The sequence below is a fragment of the Cupriavidus necator genome, assembly GCF_040578825.1.
Lineage (GTDB): Bacteria > Pseudomonadota > Gammaproteobacteria > Burkholderiales > Burkholderiaceae > Cupriavidus > Cupriavidus necator_E.
In genome coordinates, this window is record NZ_JBEFLI010000035.1 from 1 (window position 1) to 15,403 (window position 15,403).

13 protein-coding genes are annotated in these 15,403 nt (G+C 67.2%); 8 read left to right on the forward strand and 5 right to left on the reverse strand.

Annotated elements, in window-relative coordinates:
• Nucleotides 1–321: 321 nt before the first annotated feature.
• On the reverse strand, nucleotides 322–1,191 hold the full coding sequence (locus tag AB1I47_RS18090) for a LysR substrate-binding domain-containing protein (RefSeq protein ID WP_354685118.1): 870 nt from the start codon (nucleotides 1,189–1,191) through the stop codon (nucleotides 322–324).
• Nucleotides 1,192–1,271: 80 nt separating this feature from the next.
• Between AB1I47_RS18090 and AB1I47_RS18095 the strand changes: the two genes are divergently transcribed.
• Complete coding sequence (locus AB1I47_RS18095; protein ID WP_354685119.1) at nucleotides 1,272–2,336, forward strand: NAD(P)H-dependent flavin oxidoreductase; 1,065 nt, start codon at nucleotides 1,272–1,274, stop codon at nucleotides 2,334–2,336.
• A gap of 340 nt (nucleotides 2,337–2,676) precedes the next feature.
• Here the strand turns inward: AB1I47_RS18095 and AB1I47_RS18100 are convergent, their stop codons facing one another.
• The 3 genes from AB1I47_RS18100 to AB1I47_RS18110 form a co-directional block, all read right to left on the reverse strand.
• On the reverse strand, nucleotides 2,677–3,543 hold the full coding sequence (locus AB1I47_RS18100; RefSeq protein WP_354685120.1) for an HTD2 family dehydratase: 867 nt from the start codon (nucleotides 3,541–3,543) through the stop codon (nucleotides 2,677–2,679).
• A gap of 34 nt (nucleotides 3,544–3,577) precedes the next feature.
• Nucleotides 3,578–4,960, reverse strand: a complete 1,383-nt coding sequence (locus tag AB1I47_RS18105; RefSeq protein WP_354685121.1) for an MmgE/PrpD family protein — start codon at nucleotides 4,958–4,960, stop codon at nucleotides 3,578–3,580.
• Nucleotides 4,961–5,087: 127 nt separating this feature from the next.
• Nucleotides 5,088–6,257 (reverse strand): acyl-CoA dehydrogenase family protein, encoded by a 1,170-nt coding sequence (locus AB1I47_RS18110; RefSeq protein WP_354685122.1) that lies wholly within the window; start codon nucleotides 6,255–6,257, stop codon nucleotides 5,088–5,090.
• A 531-nt stretch (nucleotides 6,258–6,788) separates the two neighbouring features.
• Here AB1I47_RS18110 and AB1I47_RS18115 point away from each other — a divergent pair.
• Nucleotides 6,789–7,256 carry an MgtC/SapB family protein gene (locus tag AB1I47_RS18115; RefSeq protein WP_354685123.1) on the forward strand — a complete coding sequence of 156 codons (468 nt, stop codon included), beginning with the start codon at nucleotides 6,789–6,791 and terminating at the stop codon, nucleotides 7,254–7,256.
• A 146-nt stretch (nucleotides 7,257–7,402) separates the two neighbouring features.
• Nucleotides 7,403–7,912, forward strand: coding sequence for a DUF2628 domain-containing protein (locus AB1I47_RS18120; RefSeq protein WP_354685124.1), 510 nt, complete (start codon nucleotides 7,403–7,405; stop codon nucleotides 7,910–7,912).
• Between the two features lie 18 nt (nucleotides 7,913–7,930).
• Here the strand turns inward: AB1I47_RS18120 and AB1I47_RS18125 are convergent, their stop codons facing one another.
• Nucleotides 7,931–8,833 (reverse strand): LysR family transcriptional regulator, encoded by a 903-nt coding sequence (locus tag AB1I47_RS18125; RefSeq protein ID WP_354685125.1) that lies wholly within the window; start codon nucleotides 8,831–8,833, stop codon nucleotides 7,931–7,933.
• Between the two features lie 203 nt (nucleotides 8,834–9,036).
• Between AB1I47_RS18125 and AB1I47_RS18130 the strand changes: the two genes are divergently transcribed.
• The 5 genes from AB1I47_RS18130 to AB1I47_RS18150 all read left to right on the forward strand — a co-directional run bounded on the left by AB1I47_RS18130 (nucleotide 9,037) and on the right by AB1I47_RS18150 (nucleotide 15,364).
• Nucleotides 9,037–9,951, forward strand: coding sequence for an SDR family NAD(P)-dependent oxidoreductase (locus AB1I47_RS18130; RefSeq protein WP_354685126.1), 915 nt, complete (start codon nucleotides 9,037–9,039; stop codon nucleotides 9,949–9,951).
• A gap of 26 nt (nucleotides 9,952–9,977) precedes the next feature.
• Nucleotides 9,978–11,201 (forward strand): CaiB/BaiF CoA transferase family protein, encoded by a 1,224-nt coding sequence (locus AB1I47_RS18135; protein ID WP_354685127.1) that lies wholly within the window; start codon nucleotides 9,978–9,980, stop codon nucleotides 11,199–11,201.
• Between the two features lie 98 nt (nucleotides 11,202–11,299).
• On the forward strand, nucleotides 11,300–11,506 hold the full coding sequence (locus AB1I47_RS18140; protein ID WP_354685128.1) for a DUF6494 family protein: 207 nt from the start codon (nucleotides 11,300–11,302) through the stop codon (nucleotides 11,504–11,506).
• A 275-nt stretch (nucleotides 11,507–11,781) separates the two neighbouring features.
• Nucleotides 11,782–13,980: a type I secretion system permease/ATPase gene (locus tag AB1I47_RS18145; RefSeq protein WP_354685129.1), complete on the forward strand. Its 2,199-nt coding sequence runs from the start codon at nucleotides 11,782–11,784 to the stop codon at nucleotides 13,978–13,980.
• Entirely contained in the window at nucleotides 13,964–15,364 is a 1,401-nt protein-coding gene (locus AB1I47_RS18150; protein ID WP_354685130.1) for an HlyD family type I secretion periplasmic adaptor subunit, read from the forward strand. Before AB1I47_RS18145 ends, AB1I47_RS18150 begins: the two co-directional genes overlap by 17 nt.
• The last annotated feature ends 39 nt before the right edge of the window (nucleotides 15,365–15,403 follow it).

Consider the following 15,403-nt stretch of genomic DNA (forward strand, 5'->3'; position numbering starts at 1 on the left):
TGTCCGGACTGGAAGCGCTGCAGCTGCTGGTGGAAGACCTGCCGCAGACCGCGGTGATCGTGCTGACCGTGTCGGGGGGGGGGGGGGGGGGGGGGGGGGCCCGGGGGGGGGGGGCGGGGGGGGGGTTGGGGGGGGGGGGTTTACAGCGGCCGAAGATACAGGCGGATTGAGGGGTGGGGGGATGGCTCGCGCTGATTGTCTCGATGCTTGACGGCTCGCGTAGCTGGTGACATGTTGTCGCCTCTCGTTAGTGTCGCCTACAGAGACCACTCGGCGTGAGGCGGGCCCCGCCGACGTTGAGCATCGGCAGGGCATCCGTCGTCAGATTCTCTTCAGCTGGTTCAACAGATTCTGGAATGCCGGCACGTCATATCCGGTACGCCAGACCAGGCAGGTGTCGGCGCGGCCGGCTGGCAGGGTCTTGAGAGCGTGAGGTGCTTTGCTCAGGTCGAGCACGCTCTTCGGCAGCAGCGTTACGCTTGCACCTGCCGCCACGCAGGCGATCATGGCGTGGTAAGACCCCATCTCCTGTACCGTCCAGTCGGTGTTCTCGGCAATGCCCAGTTGCTCTTCAGCGAGGGCACGGTATGTGCAGCCCTGTGCAAACGCGGCCAGGCATCGTGTCTGTACGTCGGCAGGCCTCTTCGCAGACGACTCGCTCGCTGGCAGGACAAACAGCAGCTCTTCAGACCACGCTGCTTTCGCTGTCATGCCCATTTTTTCGAGTGTTTCTTCTTCCTCAAGACCCGGCGGCAACGCCAGGAAGGCGCAATCCAGTTGACCCGTGCGCACATGTTCGAAAAGCAAGCGTGAAGGGCCTGTACTGACCTGCAGACGAGTGCGCGGGTAGCGGGAATGATAGGCAGCGAGCAATGCCGGCAGGCGACTCGCTGCGGTGCTCTCCATGCAGCCCAATCGTAAAGCGCCGCCTGCCAGGCCACCTGTCACGACGTTTCGCGCCTCCTCTTCCAGGGCAAGAAAGCGTTGTGCGTAACCGAGAAAACGCTCGCCTGCGGTCGACAGACTCATGCGTTTGCCGGTGCGCACGAACAACTCCACGCCGATGTCTGCCTCGAGCAATTGAATCCGCGTGGTCACGTTCGACTGAGCTCGTCCCAGCCGCGCGGCAGCACGCGTGATGCTCAATTCTGCCGCCACCATGCAAAAGATCCTGAGCGACTCCAGATCCACGATGTTCTCTTACAAAGATCGATAATGTGATTATACTCTCAGAAAGAGAATCTCTACTACCTACTCAACCGGGAGTCATCATGGCCATATCCAGTCCCTTTCTCGCGCAGTTTGGCATCCAGCACCCCATCATTCAGGCGCCCATGGCGGGCGTTTCCACGCCTCGGCTGGCAGCGGAGGTCTCGAACGCAGGGGCGCTCGGGTCAATTGGCATCGGTGCCAGTACGGCTGCACAGGCTCGTCAGATGATCGAGGAGACTTTTGCTCTCACATCGAAGCCCTTTAACGTCAATGTCTTCTGTCATGCGCCAGCGCATCGCGACGCCGCTCGCGAGGCTGCCTGGCTGCAGTACCTCGCGCCGCTGTTTACCGAGGCGGGCATCGAGGTGCCGACATCACTGGTCGAGATATACAAGTCCTTCATCGAGGACGACGACATGCTTCAAGTGCTGCTCGATCTGCGCCCGGCCGTGGTCAGCTTCCATTTCGGCCTGCCGACCCGCGACCGCATCCAGGCCTTGCATCAGGCAGGCATTAAGACCCTGGCGACTGCTACCGATCTTGATGAGGCGCTCCAGATCGAGCAGGCCGGCGTGCATGCCATCGTGGCACAAGGCATTGAGGCAGGCGGCCACCGCGGGATGTTCGACCCGGAGGCTGTCGACCAGCGCTTGTCTACGTCTGTACTCGTGCGGCTGCTGGCGCGGCGGTCAAAGCTGCCAATCATTGCTGCCGGCGGCATGATGGACGGGCAGGGCATCAAGGCGGCGCTTGACCTTGGCGCCGTGGCGGCGCAGATGGGTACGGCCTTTATCCTGTGCCCGGAATCCTCGGCCAACGCAAGTTATCGTGAGAATCTCAAGAGCGAGCGTGCCGCGGTAACGCAGCTTACTGCTGCGTTGTCGGGTCGGCCCGCGCGCGGCATGGTCAATCGCTTGATTGCCCATGGGGAAGCACCGGGAAGCCCGCGACCCGCCGACTACCCCGTGGCCTACGATGCAGCGAAGCAACTGTCTGCGGCTGCAGTGAAGCGCGGCAACAATGAATTTGCAGCGCAATGGGCTGGTCAGGGGGCGCTCCTGGCTCGCGAACTCCCGGCGCGCGAACTTGTGCAGCGACTCGTTGAGGAGTTGCGCGACGCTTAATCGTGACGCCCCGAACTCATCATTGATGGTGAATTCGAGCATCACTATTCGTCATTTCACGTGATGGGCTGGCTCGCCTATCGTAAGGTCCTCTGGAAGCGTTCCTTCATCGATCGTTGATTTTTGGTTCTGATTGAACCTTAGAAACCTCAACGAGCCCAGCAGGGAGGGCTAGACCGGCATTTGAGGGCTCGCGGTACTGGTGGTCCTCTGCATGCGCACACGAGGGGATGCATCGATTATCAAAACGGACGTGCCGCAGCGCATTTTCAATTGCCAATGTGTACTCCCTCTCCCGCAAGCGGGCGCAAGCGGGAGAGGGGAGCAACCCGCCAGCGCATTAACCTTCCACTTCCGCCCACCCCTGCATCGCCTGCCCGCCAGCATCATCTCCCGTCCACAACACCAGCCGCCCCGGCTGCGCCGGATCCGCGGCACCGCCAACACTGACCAGATCCTGATCAAACAGCGGCGCCAGCCCCCGAAAGCCAAAGCGTTTCACCCGCGTCTGCGGCATTTCCCGCGCCACCAGGTCCAGCATCAGCATCGCCTGCATCGGCCCGTGCACCACCAGACCCGGGTAGCCCTCCACGTTGCGCGTGTATTCGCGATCGTAGTGAATGCGGTGCCCGTTGAACGTCAGCGCTGAATAGCGGAACAGCATCACCGGATCCGCCCGCAGCGTGCGCTGCCACTGGGCAGTATGTCCCAGCCGCGGACGCGGCGGCTGCGGCGTGGCCGGATCCGGCATCGCGCGGTAGACGATATTGTGCCGCTCGTTCACCGCAGCCTTGCCGTTGACAGTCAGCTCATGGTCGACCGCAACGAACCACAACTCGCCGGTGCGTCCCGTCTTGTACTGCACGTCCTTGATGGTGGAGGTGCGCGTCACGGTATCGCCGATATGCAGCGGGTGGTGGAAGCTCAGCTCGCTGCCGGCCCACATGCGGCGCGGCAGCGGCACCGGCGGGAAGAAGCCGCCGAGCGCGGGATGGCCGTCGCGGCCCAGTTCGCGTTGGGGCGCGCGCGGCAGGAAGTACAGCCAGTGCCACAGCGGCGGCAGCGGACCGGCGGCAATGGCTTCGGGGTCGAGGTCGAACGTGGCCGCGAGGCCGATGACCGGTTCCGGCGACAGCGTTTCGGTGCGGGATTCGCTGCGGCCGATCCAGCCGCGCAGGCGTTCGAGTTCGGCGTTGGCGTCAGTCATGGAGTCAGTGCTCGGTTTGGACATGTGGTGGTTCTCAGCCCGCGGCGGGCAGCCAGTCGTTGACGTTCGGGGCCTGCTCAAGGCCCCACACGCGCTGGATGATGGCGCGCATCTCGGCCTCGCTGGCACCGTGGCGGAAGGCGCCGAGCTGCAGCGCCTTGGCTTCCAGCTCCGGGCGCGACAGCGTGTTGTCGGGATCGCCCTTGGGCACGTCGACGCGCGCGGCCAGCGTGCGGCCATCGGTCGTCTTTACGGTCACGCGGCCGATCCACTGGCGCGGGTAGGCGGCGTTGATCTCGTCGTCGAGTTCCATCTCCACCTTGCCGCGGAAGGCGGCCACCTGCGGGTCAGGCAGCGCATGCTGCTCGAACTCGCCCAGCCCGGCATGGCCATGCACGGCCACCAGCCCCAGCACCGTGCCCATCGAGAACTTGGCCTGGTGGATGGTGGCCGGGTTGACCACCGGGCCCAGCACGTCGATGGCGCCCTGGTGCACATGCGTGGTGACGCTGGCGATCTGGTCCGCGGTGATGCCTTCGCGCTGCATCAGCGCCTTGAGCGCATCGGCGGCCGGATGCGTATGCCGGCAGGAGGCAAAGAACTTGAACGAGGTCTCGGCCGTGGCCCAGCGCGTGCCGAGGCCGTCGGTCAGGCAGGCGGGATTGGCGTCGCTCGACATGCCCGCGGCCATGCCCTGCTTGCCTTCGAGGATCTGTTTGGCGCCGGTAAAGCCCGCACGCGCGAGCCACGCGGACTGCAGCCCGTCGGCAGCGGCCTTGGCGGTGTGCAGTTGCTTGGAGTCGGCGGCGTCGCGCAGGAATTCCCACAGGCCGGCGGCCTGCGTGCCTGCGGAGCCCAGCGCCTGGTTGATGCCTTCGGCATCAAGGCCATAGAGCTTGGCGACCGCAACGGCGGCGGCCAGCGTGCCGACGGTGCCGGTGGTGTGGAACACGCGATAGTGCGAGCGGCCCATGAACTCGCCGATGCGGATGCCGGCCTCGTAGCCGGCGATCGAGGCCAGCAGCACTTCGGCGCCGGTCTTGCCCTCGGCCTGCGCGGCGGCCACCACCGCGGGGAATACCACCGCGGCCGGGTGCAGCACCGAGCCGTTATGCACGTCGTCCTGCTCGACCACGTGCGACGAAGCGCCGTTGATCAGCGCGGCGAAGTAAGGCGAGGTACGGCGGCGGTCGACCAGCACCTCGGCGCCGCCCTGCGCCGGACCCATGGCCGCGGCGAACTCCTGCAGCTTGCGCACGGCCGGCGCGTCCTTGCCGGCGATGGCCGAGGCGATCCAGTCGAGAAACAGGTCCTTGGTGCGCTCGATCACGGGCGCGGGCACGTCGGCCAGCCTGAGATTGGCGAGGAAATCGCAAAGCTGGCGGGTGGGGTAGGTAGTGTCTGCGGATTGGCTCATGCCGGCTCCGGTGATCAGGTACGGTCTTGCGGAAAAGAAAAAGGCGCCCGTTGTCCGGGCGCCGCGATGGCTCAGATGGTCTTCCGGTCCACCAGCGCGGCGCTCTCCCGGACAGACATGCGCCGCCTCAGAACGAACGCGGCAGTTCGAGCACGTGCTCGGCCACGAAGGACAGGATCAGGTTGGTCGAGATCGGCGCCACCTGGTACAGGCGCGTCTCGCGGAACTTGCGCTCGATGTCGTACTCGGCGGCAAAACCGAAGCCGCCGTGGGTCTGCAGGCAGACGTTGGCCGCTTCCCACGAGGCGTCGGCGGCCAGCAGCTTGGAGATATTGGCCTCCTTGCCGCAGGGCTTGCCGGCGTCGAACCGCTGCGCCGCCTTGTAGCGCATCAGGCTGGCGGCCTCGACGTTGATATACGAGCGCGCGATCGGGAATTGCACGCCCTGGTTCTGGCCGATCGGGCGGTCGAACACGATGCGGTCGCGCGCATAGTTGCTGGCGCGCTCGACGAACCAGTAGCCGTCGCCGATGCATTCGGCGGCGATCAGGATGCGCTCGGCGTTGAGGCCGTCGAGGATGTACTTGAGCCCCTTGCCTTCCTCGCCGATCAGGTTCTCGGCCGGGACTTCGAGGTTGTCGAAGAACAGCTCGTTGGTTTCGTGGTTGACCATGTTGCGGATCGGCTTGACCGTCAGCCCCTTGCCGATGGCGTCGCGCAGGTCGACCACGAACACCGACAGCCCTTCGGACTTGCGCTTGACCTGGTCCAGCGGCGTGGTGCGCGCCAGCAGCAGCATCAGGTCCGAGTGCTGCACGCGCGAAATCCAGACCTTCTGGCCATTGACGATGTACTTGTCGCCCTGGCGCACCGCGGTGGTCTTGAGCTTGGTGGTGTCGGTGCCGGTGGTGGGTTCGGTCACCGCCATCGACTGCATGCGCAACTCGCCCGAGGCGATGCCGGGGAGCCAGCGCTTTTTCTGCTCGTCGGAGCCATGGCGCAGCAGGCAGCCCATCACATACATCTGGCCGTGGCAGGCGCCCGAATTGCCGCCGCTGCGATTGATTTCTTCCATGATGACCGAGGCCGCGGTCAGCGACAGGCCCGAGCCGCCATACGATTCAGGGATCAGTGCCGAGAGCCAGCCGGCCTGCGTCAGCGCCTGGACGAACTGCTCGGGGAACGCGTTCTGTTCTTCCACGCGCTGCCAGTAAGCCGAATCGAAGCCGGCGCAGAGGTCGCGCACGGCTTCACGGATTTCGGGGTAGAGCTGGTCGTGGTCCTTTTCTGCAAGCATGGGATGGCCCGGTTCGATTTGAATGGAGGCCATTATTCCCGACCCCCCGGCATGCCGAAATTCGGATTTGCGAAAGAGCGGCTTAGGGCGGCCGGAAGCGGGGTGCAGCGAAAGAAGGGCGGAACGGGGGCACTGCGCGACAACGCCCGGCAGGGCCGGGCGTTGCGATGCGCGGGCGCCTGGGCGGCGCCGCGCGGTTGGGCAGGGGCCGGTGGCCGCAGCCGGGCCCCGCGGATCAGTGTACGAACAGCCAGATCAGAATCAGTACAAAGGCTGGGACACCAAGTAGCCAGGCGAGGATGTAGGGCATGGTGTGGCTCCTGTCGAAGTCTTGTCTCGGTGATTCCAATATAGGAATCCCGATATAACGGGGCTGTCGGGGAGGTTCCGCTTGCCTTGTAGGACGCCGCCGCACGTGCAAAAACGCGCTAATCGGGCAGGTGCCGCCGGCGTCCCGCGCCGCATCGCCGGGTTATGCGCGCGCATCCCGTGCTACGCTCAGGTCTGCATCACTGCACCCGGAGGGACGCGATGGATGGAGTCTGGTCGGACATCTACACTGCCTTGCGCGCGGAATTCGCCGATGTGACTGACGCTGGCGAGTTGACCCGCATCCTGGTGCGGCTGACCGTGGCGGTAGTGCTGGGCGGGCTGATCGGCTATGAGCGCGAGTCGTCCGGCAAGGCCGCCGGGCTGCGCACCCATATGCTGGTGGCGCTGGGCTCGGCGCTGTTCGTGCTGGTGCCGCTGCAGGCGGGCGTGCCGCTGGCCGACATGAGCCGCGTGCTGCAGGGCCTGACCGCGGGCATCGGTTTTCTCGGCGCCGGCGCCATCCTGAAGCAGAGCGACGAAGCCCATATCAAGGGCCTGACCACCGCGGCCAGCATCTGGATGGTCGCGGCCATCGGCGTGGCCGCCGGGCTGGGGCGCGACACCACCGCGGTGATCGCCACCGTCTTCACGCTGATCATCCTGCAGATCCTGCAGCGCTGGAAATAGGCCGCCGGCGCCACCGTACCCGCCGGGTTTGCCCCAATCTCCACCGCAATGCGCGCCAGCGCACGCAGCGCGCGCGCGGCGCGGCCTATGCTGTGGCACAGGTTGCGCCGCGATGGCAAGGCGCCGCCGCTGCAGGGGAGGTTGGCATGAAAGCATCGATCCGTGACGACGCGGCGCTGGCCGCGTTCGTGGGCGCGCGCTACCCGTTCTACCACGCGCGCTGGGCCAGGGCCGAAGTCAGTGGCGGCATGTCGTGGAACTGGGCGGCGTGCCTGCTGGGGCCGTTCTGGATGGCCTACCGGCGCATGTACTGGCAGGTGGGCGTGTATGCGCTGATCGTCTGCGCGGAGCCGGTGGTGCATGCGCTGTTGCGGCTCGACATGCCGCTGATCCTGTCGCGGCCGATGCTGGTTGTGCTGGCGCTGCTGCTGGGCATGTACGGCAACGAGCTGTACCGCTGGCATGCCGAAGGCACCGTGCGGCGCCTGCGCGAATACCACTGGTCGCCCGAGCGGGTCAACGATTCGCTGGCGCGCTGCGGGCGCACGAGCTGGCCGGGCGTCTTTGCCATGGCCTTGCTGCTGGCGGTGATGGCGGTGTCGCTGTTGCCGCTGGCGCGGCTGGTGGCGCATTCCGTGGGGCTGGCCGCGGGCTGAGCAGCAAGGCCAGCGGGCTTACACCGGCTCGCGCGCCGCGTCCACCAGGTACTGGATCAGCGTTTCCGCAAACTGGGGCAGCTCGCGCCCCGGGCGGCGGCACAGCCGCAGCTCGCGCTTGGCCCAGTCGTCTTCCAGCTGGATAAAGCGCAGCACCTTGCGGCTGGCGTAGCGCCGCGCGCAGCTGTTGGGCACGATGGCGATGCCCGCGCCTGCCTCCACCATGCGGCACACCGCATCGAAGCTGCCCACCTGGATGCGCAGGCTGATGCGCTTGCCCATGCCGCTGGCGATGCGGTCCAGGAACGACTGGATCGCGCTGAACTGGTTCAGGCCGACGAAGCGGCAGGTATCGAGCAGGTCGGCGAAATGCAGCCGCTTGAACGCCGGCAGCGGGTGGTTGACCGGCGCGATCACGATCAGCTCGTCGCTGCACAGGTGCATCACGTCCAGGTCCTCGGTGGCGACCTCACCGGCAACGATGCCAAGATCGGCCGCACCCGCGCTGATCGCCGAGACGATCTCCTGCGACAGGTGCTCTTCCAGCTCGATGTCCACGTCCGGGTTTTCCGTCAGGAAGCGCGACACGCCGGTCGCCAGGAAGGAATTGGTGGCGGTAGTGTTGGCCAGCAGCCGCACCCGGCCCTTGACGCCCTTGGCGTAGGGGCGCAGGTCGGCATGCAGGCACTCCAGCTCGCGGAAGACCTCGCGCGCATGGCGCAGCAGCGCATCGCCGGCCGGCGTGAGCCGCACGCCCTTGACCTGGCGGATCAGCAGTTGTGTCTGGAACGCCTCTTCCAGTTGCTTGATGCGCGTGCTGGCCGCGGGCAGCGACAGGAAGCTGCGCTCGGCTGCGCGGGTCAGGTTCTCCGTCTCGCCGACGTTGAGAAAGAGGCGGAGGTCGGTCAGGTCGTAATGCATGGGCTTCCGTCGGGCCTAAGGCCACTTTTGTGATTCGTGAATTCCAAAGTCGCGGGTGCCAATTTATCGTAACCCGTGCGGCCTGGACATCCGGATTGACCGCATCGGCGGGCCTTATGCCCGCGGCAAAGGGGTGTTCGCACGGTTTGCGGTCGGTGACCGCACAAAAAGTATTCAGAGGACGAGTTCACAGGAGACATGCAATGAGCGGTTTGATGGCGGGCAAGGTTGCGCTGGTAACGGGCGCGGGTGGTGGGATCGGGCGCGGCATCGCGCTCGCAATGGCCGCCGCCGGCGCCAGGGTGGTGGTCAATGACCTGGGCGTGTCGATGACCGGCGAAGGCGGCGATACCGGGCCCGCGCAGCGCGTGGTGGAGGAAATCCGCGCCGCCGGCGGCGAGGCCGTGGCCAACACGGACAGCGTGTCGACCTGGAACGGCGCCAATGCGATCGTGCAATGCGCGCTGGATAACTTCGGCCGCATCGACGCCGTGGTCAACAACGCCGGCAACCTGCGCGACCGCATGTTCTTCAAGATGAACGAGGAGGAATGGCGCTCGGTGATCGACGTGCACCTGCACGGCACCTTCTTCGTCAGCCGCGCCGCCGCCAACTACTTCAAGGACCAGGAGAGCGGCGCCTACGTGCACATGACCTCGACCTCGGGCCTGATCGGCAACCTGGGCCAGGCCAACTACTCCGCGGCCAAGCTGGGCATCGCCGCGCTGTCCAAGTCGATCGCGCTCGACATGCAGCGCTTCAACGTGCGCTCGAACTGCATCGCGCCGTTCGCCTGGAGCCGCATGACCAGCTCGATCCCGGCCGAGACCCCGGAAGAGAAGGCGCGCGTGGCCAAGCTGCAGAAGATGGAAGCCGGCAAGATCGCCCCGGTGGCGGTCTACCTCGCCAGCCCCGCGGCCAGCGAAGTCAACGCCCAGATCTTCGCGGTGCGCGCCAACGAGATCATGCTGATGAGCCAGCCGCGCCCGGTGCGCTCGGTGCATCTGAGCGAAGGCTGGACCCCGGAGAGCGTGGCGGAGATCGCGATGCCCGCGATGCGCAACAGCTTCTTCAAGCTGGAGCGTTCGCCCGACGTGATCGGCTGGGACCCGATCTGATGCCGGCCGCGCAAGGCGCGCCACGGATGCAGGGCGCTCTGGCCGGCGTGCGCGTGCTGGACCTGTCGCGCATCCTGGCCGGCCCGTGGTGCGCGCAGAACCTGGCCGACCTTGGCGCCGAAGTGATCAAGGTCGAGCGCCCCGGCGCGGGCGACGACACGCGCTCGTGGGGGCCGCCGTGGCTGCCCGGCGCGGACGGCCAGCCTTCGCGCGATGCCACCTACTTTGCCGGCGCCAACCGCGGCAAGCAGTCAGTGACGCTGGATATCGCCAGCCCGCAAGGGCAGGCGATCGTGCGCGAGCTGGCGGCGCAGTCGCAGATCGTGCTGGAGAACTACAAGGTCGGCGACCTGAAGCGCTACGGGCTGGACTACGACAGCCTCAAGGCGATCAATCCTTCGCTCGTCTATTGCTCCATCACCGGCTACGGCCAGACCGGCCCGAGCGCGCACAAGCCGGGCTATGACTTCATCTTCCAGGGCCTGGGCGGCCTGATGAGCGTCACCGGCGAGCGCGACGACCTGCCTGGCGGCGGGCCGCAGAAGGTGGGCGTCGCGGTGGTGGACATGCTCACCGGCATGTACGCCACGGTGGCCGTGCTGGCCGCGCTGCGCCATGCCGAGCGCACCGGCGAAGGCCAGCATATCGACATGGCACTGCTGGATGCGGTGGTCGCGGTCGGCGCCACGCCGATCATCGCGCAGCGCGTGACCGGCAAGGCGATGCCGCGCTTTGGCAATGCGCACGCCAACATGGTGCCCTACCATGTGTTCGCCACCGCCGATGGCTACATGATCGTGGCGGCCGGCAACGACGGGCAATGGCAGGGCTACTGCCGCGGCATCGAGCGTCCCGATCTTGCCGCGGACGAGCGCTTCGCCACCGGCTCCGGCCGCATCGTCCACCGCGAAACGCTGGTGCCGATGCTCGAGGCCCACATGCGCACGCGCCCGACGGCGCACTGGGTGCGGGCGCTGGAGGCGCAGGGCATTCCGTGCGGGCCGATCAACGACTACGGCCAGGTGCTGGAAGACCCGCAGGTGCGGCATCGCGAGCTGCAGGTGGACCTGGTGCGCGAAGACGGCAGCGTCTGCCCGACGGTCAAGAGCCCGCTGCGGCTGGCGGCAACCCCGGTGCAGTACGACGCGCCGCCGCCGCGGCTGGGCGAGCATACCGAGCGCGTGCTGCAAGGCGTGCTGGGCCTGTCGGCAGAACGGATCGCGCAGTTGCGGGAGCAGGGCGTGATCTGATCGGCCGGCCACGGCGGGGGCCTGCACAAGGCCCCCGCATCGCCTAGGCTGTCTGGGTAGCGGCCAAAAGCCGGGTTCCGGGAGACAGGGAGACAGCCATGAACGAGGAAACCTTCAACCTCAGCATCCGCAAGTTCCTGAAGGTCGTCGGCGTCAGTTCGCAGCGCGAGATCGAGCAGGCGATATCGAAGGCGCTGGCCGACGGCACCATTGCCGGCACCGAGCACTTCCCGGTCTCGGTGACGCTGGAAATGCCGGGCGTGCGGCTCAATGTGCGCTTCGACGGGGAAATCCATCTCGAGTAAGCCAGCTGTACCGGGTTATCCGTTTCGCGCGTGAAACGCCAAACGGATGATCCGGCCCCATCTTTTTGCTGCGCGCATTGATCCATCTGTCCGATGTGCGCGCAAGTCCCCCTCGCATATTCTTGCGAAACACGACAAACCAATGGGACCGGGGGGACACCATGGCTCGATGCACGCTACCCATGCGCTGCGCACGCGGCGCGCAAGGCCGCAGGGTTCGCCACGCCCGCCGTTGCGCCGGCCACTGGCCGCGCTGAAGCGCTCCGGCCTTTGCCATGCATGCCGCTGCCGCTGCGCCTGCACCCCACGGCGAGGACACGGGCTGGCACATGCCGGAGCCGGCATGCCGGCACGACCGTCCCGACGATCCGCTGCTGGCGTGCCTGCTCTGGCTGGCCCGGCGCTTCGAGCGGCCGGTCTCGGCCGAAGCGCTGGTCGCGGGCCTGCCGCTTGAAGCGCACCGCCTGACCCCGGCGTTGTTTGCGCGCGCGGCAGCGCGTGCCGGCATGTCGGCACGGCTGGTCAGGCGCCGGCTCGACGCAATCCCCGAACTGGTACTGCCCGCCATCCTGCTGCTCGACCAGGCGCAGGCCTGCGTACTGCTGCGCCGCGGCAACGACGGCATGCTGACGGTCTGCTGGCCGGAGTGGGGCGAAGGCGAGCAGGCGGTCCGCAGCGAAGACCTGCTGGCCCGATACACCGGACATGCCATCTTCGCCCGGCCAGCGCACCGCTTTGAAGCCACGGACAACGATGCCGCGCAGGCGCCGCCGCACCAATGGTTCTGGGGCGTGATGCGGCAGTCGTGGCCGGTCTACGGCGAGGTGATGGTGGCCTCGCTGCTGCTCAGCGTGTTCGCGCTGGTGATGCCGCTGTTCACCATGAACGTCTATGACCGCGTGGTGCCCAACCATGCGCTGGAAACGCTGTGGGCGCTGGCCATCGGCGTGGGCCTGGTGCTTGGCTTCGAACTGGCGATGCGCACGCTGCGCGGGTATTTCGTCGACGTGGCGGGCCGGCGCATCGATGTCACGGTCTCCGCGACGGTGTTCGAGAAGGTGCTGGGCATCGAGATGAAGTCGCGGCCCGCGTCGGTGGGGAGCCTCAGCAGCCAGATTCATGAGTTCGAGTCGGTGCGCGAGTTCCTGACCTCGGCCACCATCACCACGCTGGTCGACCTGCCGTTTGCCGTGGTGTTTATCGCGGCGATGTTCTGGGTTGGCGGTCCGCTGGCATGGGTGCCGCTGCTGACGGTGCCGCTGGTGATCGGCGTCAGCCTGGCCCTGCAGGGCCCGCTGTCGCGCGCGGTGCGCGCCAGCAGCGCCTGCGCGGCGCAGCGCCAGGCAGCGCTGGTCGAAACCCTGGTCGGGCTCGAGACCATCAAGACCACCGGTGCCGAGGGCGCCGCCCAGCGCAACTGGGAGCAGGTGGTCGGCCAGATGGCGAAGCTGGGGCTGCGCGCGCGGCTGCTGTCGGCGTGCGTCATCAACGTGTCGCTGTTCGCCCAGCAGGCCGCCACGCTGGCGGTGGTGGTCATGGGCGTCTACCTGATCGCCGACGACCGCCTCACCATGGGCGGGCTGATCGCCTGCACCCTCCTCGCCGGCCGCGCGCTGGCGCCCCTGTCGCAAGTGGCCGGGCTGACCACGCGCTATCACCAGGCGCGCACCGCGCTGGCCGGCATCGACCGGATGATGGCGCTGCCGGTGGAGCGCCCGCCGGGCAAGCATTTCGTGCACCGTCCGCCGTTGCGGGGCGAGATCGAATTCCGCCAGGTCGGCTTCCGCTACCCGGGCCGCGACAGCGCGGCGCTGGACGGGGTGTCGTTCCGCATTGCCAGCGGCGAGCGCGTCGGCCTGATCGGGCGCATCGGCTCGGGCAAGACCACCATCGAGAAGCTGATCCTGGGCCTGTACGCGCCGGACGCCGGCACGGTGCTGGTCGACGGCGCCGAGGTGCGCCAGCTCGATCCCGCCGCGCTGCGGCGCGATATCGGCTATGTGCCGCAGGACGTGATGCTGTTCAGCGGCACCATCCGCGACAACATCGTGATGGGCGCCCCGTACGCCGACGACGAAGCCGTGCTGCGCGCGGCGCGGCTGGGCGGCGTCAGCGACTTTGCCGACCGGCTGCCCGACGGCTATGACCTGCGGCTCGGCGAGCGCGGCGAAGGGCTGTCGGGGGGGCAGCGCCAGGCCATCGCCATCGCCCGCGCCGAGCTGCTGCAGCCGCCGCTGCTGTTGCTCGACGAACCCAGCAGCGCGATGGACAACCGCACCGAAGAACAGTTCAAGGCGCGGCTGGCCGCGGCGCTGGGCCCGCGCACGCTGATCCTGGTCACGCATCGCGGCTCGCTGCTCAGCCTGGTCGATCGCCTGATCGTGATGGACCAGGGCCGCATCGTCGCCGACGGCCCTAAGGCCGAAGTACTGAACGCGCTCGCGGGGAGAAAGCTCCATGTCGCCTCGGCCTGAGCCCCAATGCAGTTCGCCGTTGCGCCGCCTGGCACGCCGGCTCGCCGCCGCGCTGAAGCCGCGCGCCGACGACACCGACTTCATGTGCGAGCGCGACGCGGCGGCGATGGCGGGGCCGCGCTATTTCACGCACTGGATCCTGTGGTGCGCGCTGGTCTTCGTGCTGGCGGCGCTGGCGTGGGCCGCGCTGGCGCACGTGGATGAAGTCACGGTGGGCGAGGGCAAGGTGATCCCGTCGAGCCAGGTGCAGGTGGTGCAGAACCTCGAAGGCGGCATCATCGCCGAGATCATGGTGCGTCCGGGCGAAGTGGTGAAGAAAGACCAGGCGCTGATGCGCATCGACGATACCCGCTTCACGGCTTCATACCAGGAAGGGCGGACCAAGGACGATGCGCTGGTGGCGCGCATTGCGCGCCTGAGCGCCGAGGCCGCCGGCACGGCGTTCGTGGCGAGCGCATCCGACGATGCCGACAGCCGCCGCTTCGTGGCCGAGGAGCGCTCGCTGTTCGAATCGCGCAAGCGCGCCTTCGACGCCAACCTCGCCGTGCTGCGCCAGCAGTCCGAGCAACGGCGCCAGGAGCTGAGCGAAAAGCGCTCGCGCGAGCAGCAACTGCGGCAAAGCCACCGGCTGGTGGCGCAGGAGCTGGCGATGATGCGCCCGATGGTGGCGCAGGGCGTGGTGTCAGACGTCGACGTGCTGCGGCTGGAGCGGCAGACCAATGACCTGAAGGGTGAGCTGGATGCCACGCGGCTGGCCATGCCGCGGCTCGAAGCAGCCTACCGCGAAAGCCTGCAGAAGCTTGACGAAGCGGCCACGCATTTCCGTGCGGAGGCCATGAAGGAACTCAACCAGGCCAAGGCCGAACAGGCGGCGCAGAGCGCCACCAACACCGCGCTGCAGGACCGTGTCGACCGCACGCTGGTGCGCGCGCCGCTGGCAGGCATCGTCAAGCAGATCAAGATCAACACCGTCGGCGGCGTGGTGCAGCCCGGCATGGACCTGCTGGAAATCGTGCCGCTGGAAGACACCTTGCTGGTAGAGGCGCGCGTGCGCCCGGCCGATATCGCCTTCCTGCGGACCGGGCAGCCGGCGATGGTCAAGCTGTCGGCCTATGACTTCTCGATCTACGGCGGTTTCCCCGGCACCGTCGAGCATATCAGCGCCGATACGCTGACGCCCGAACGCCCGGGCGAGCGCCCCGAAAGCTACTACCTGGTGCGTGTGCGCACCCGCGACAACCGGCCCGGCGGCAGCGCCGTGCAGGTGCCGATCCTGCCCGGCATGGTGGCTACGGTCGATGTGCTGACCGGCCGGAAGACGGTGCTCCACTATCTGCTCAAGCCCATCATCAAGACGAAGGAAATGGCGTTCCGCGAACGATAAGCGGGCGCTGCACATCACGACAACAAACAATGCCTGGCC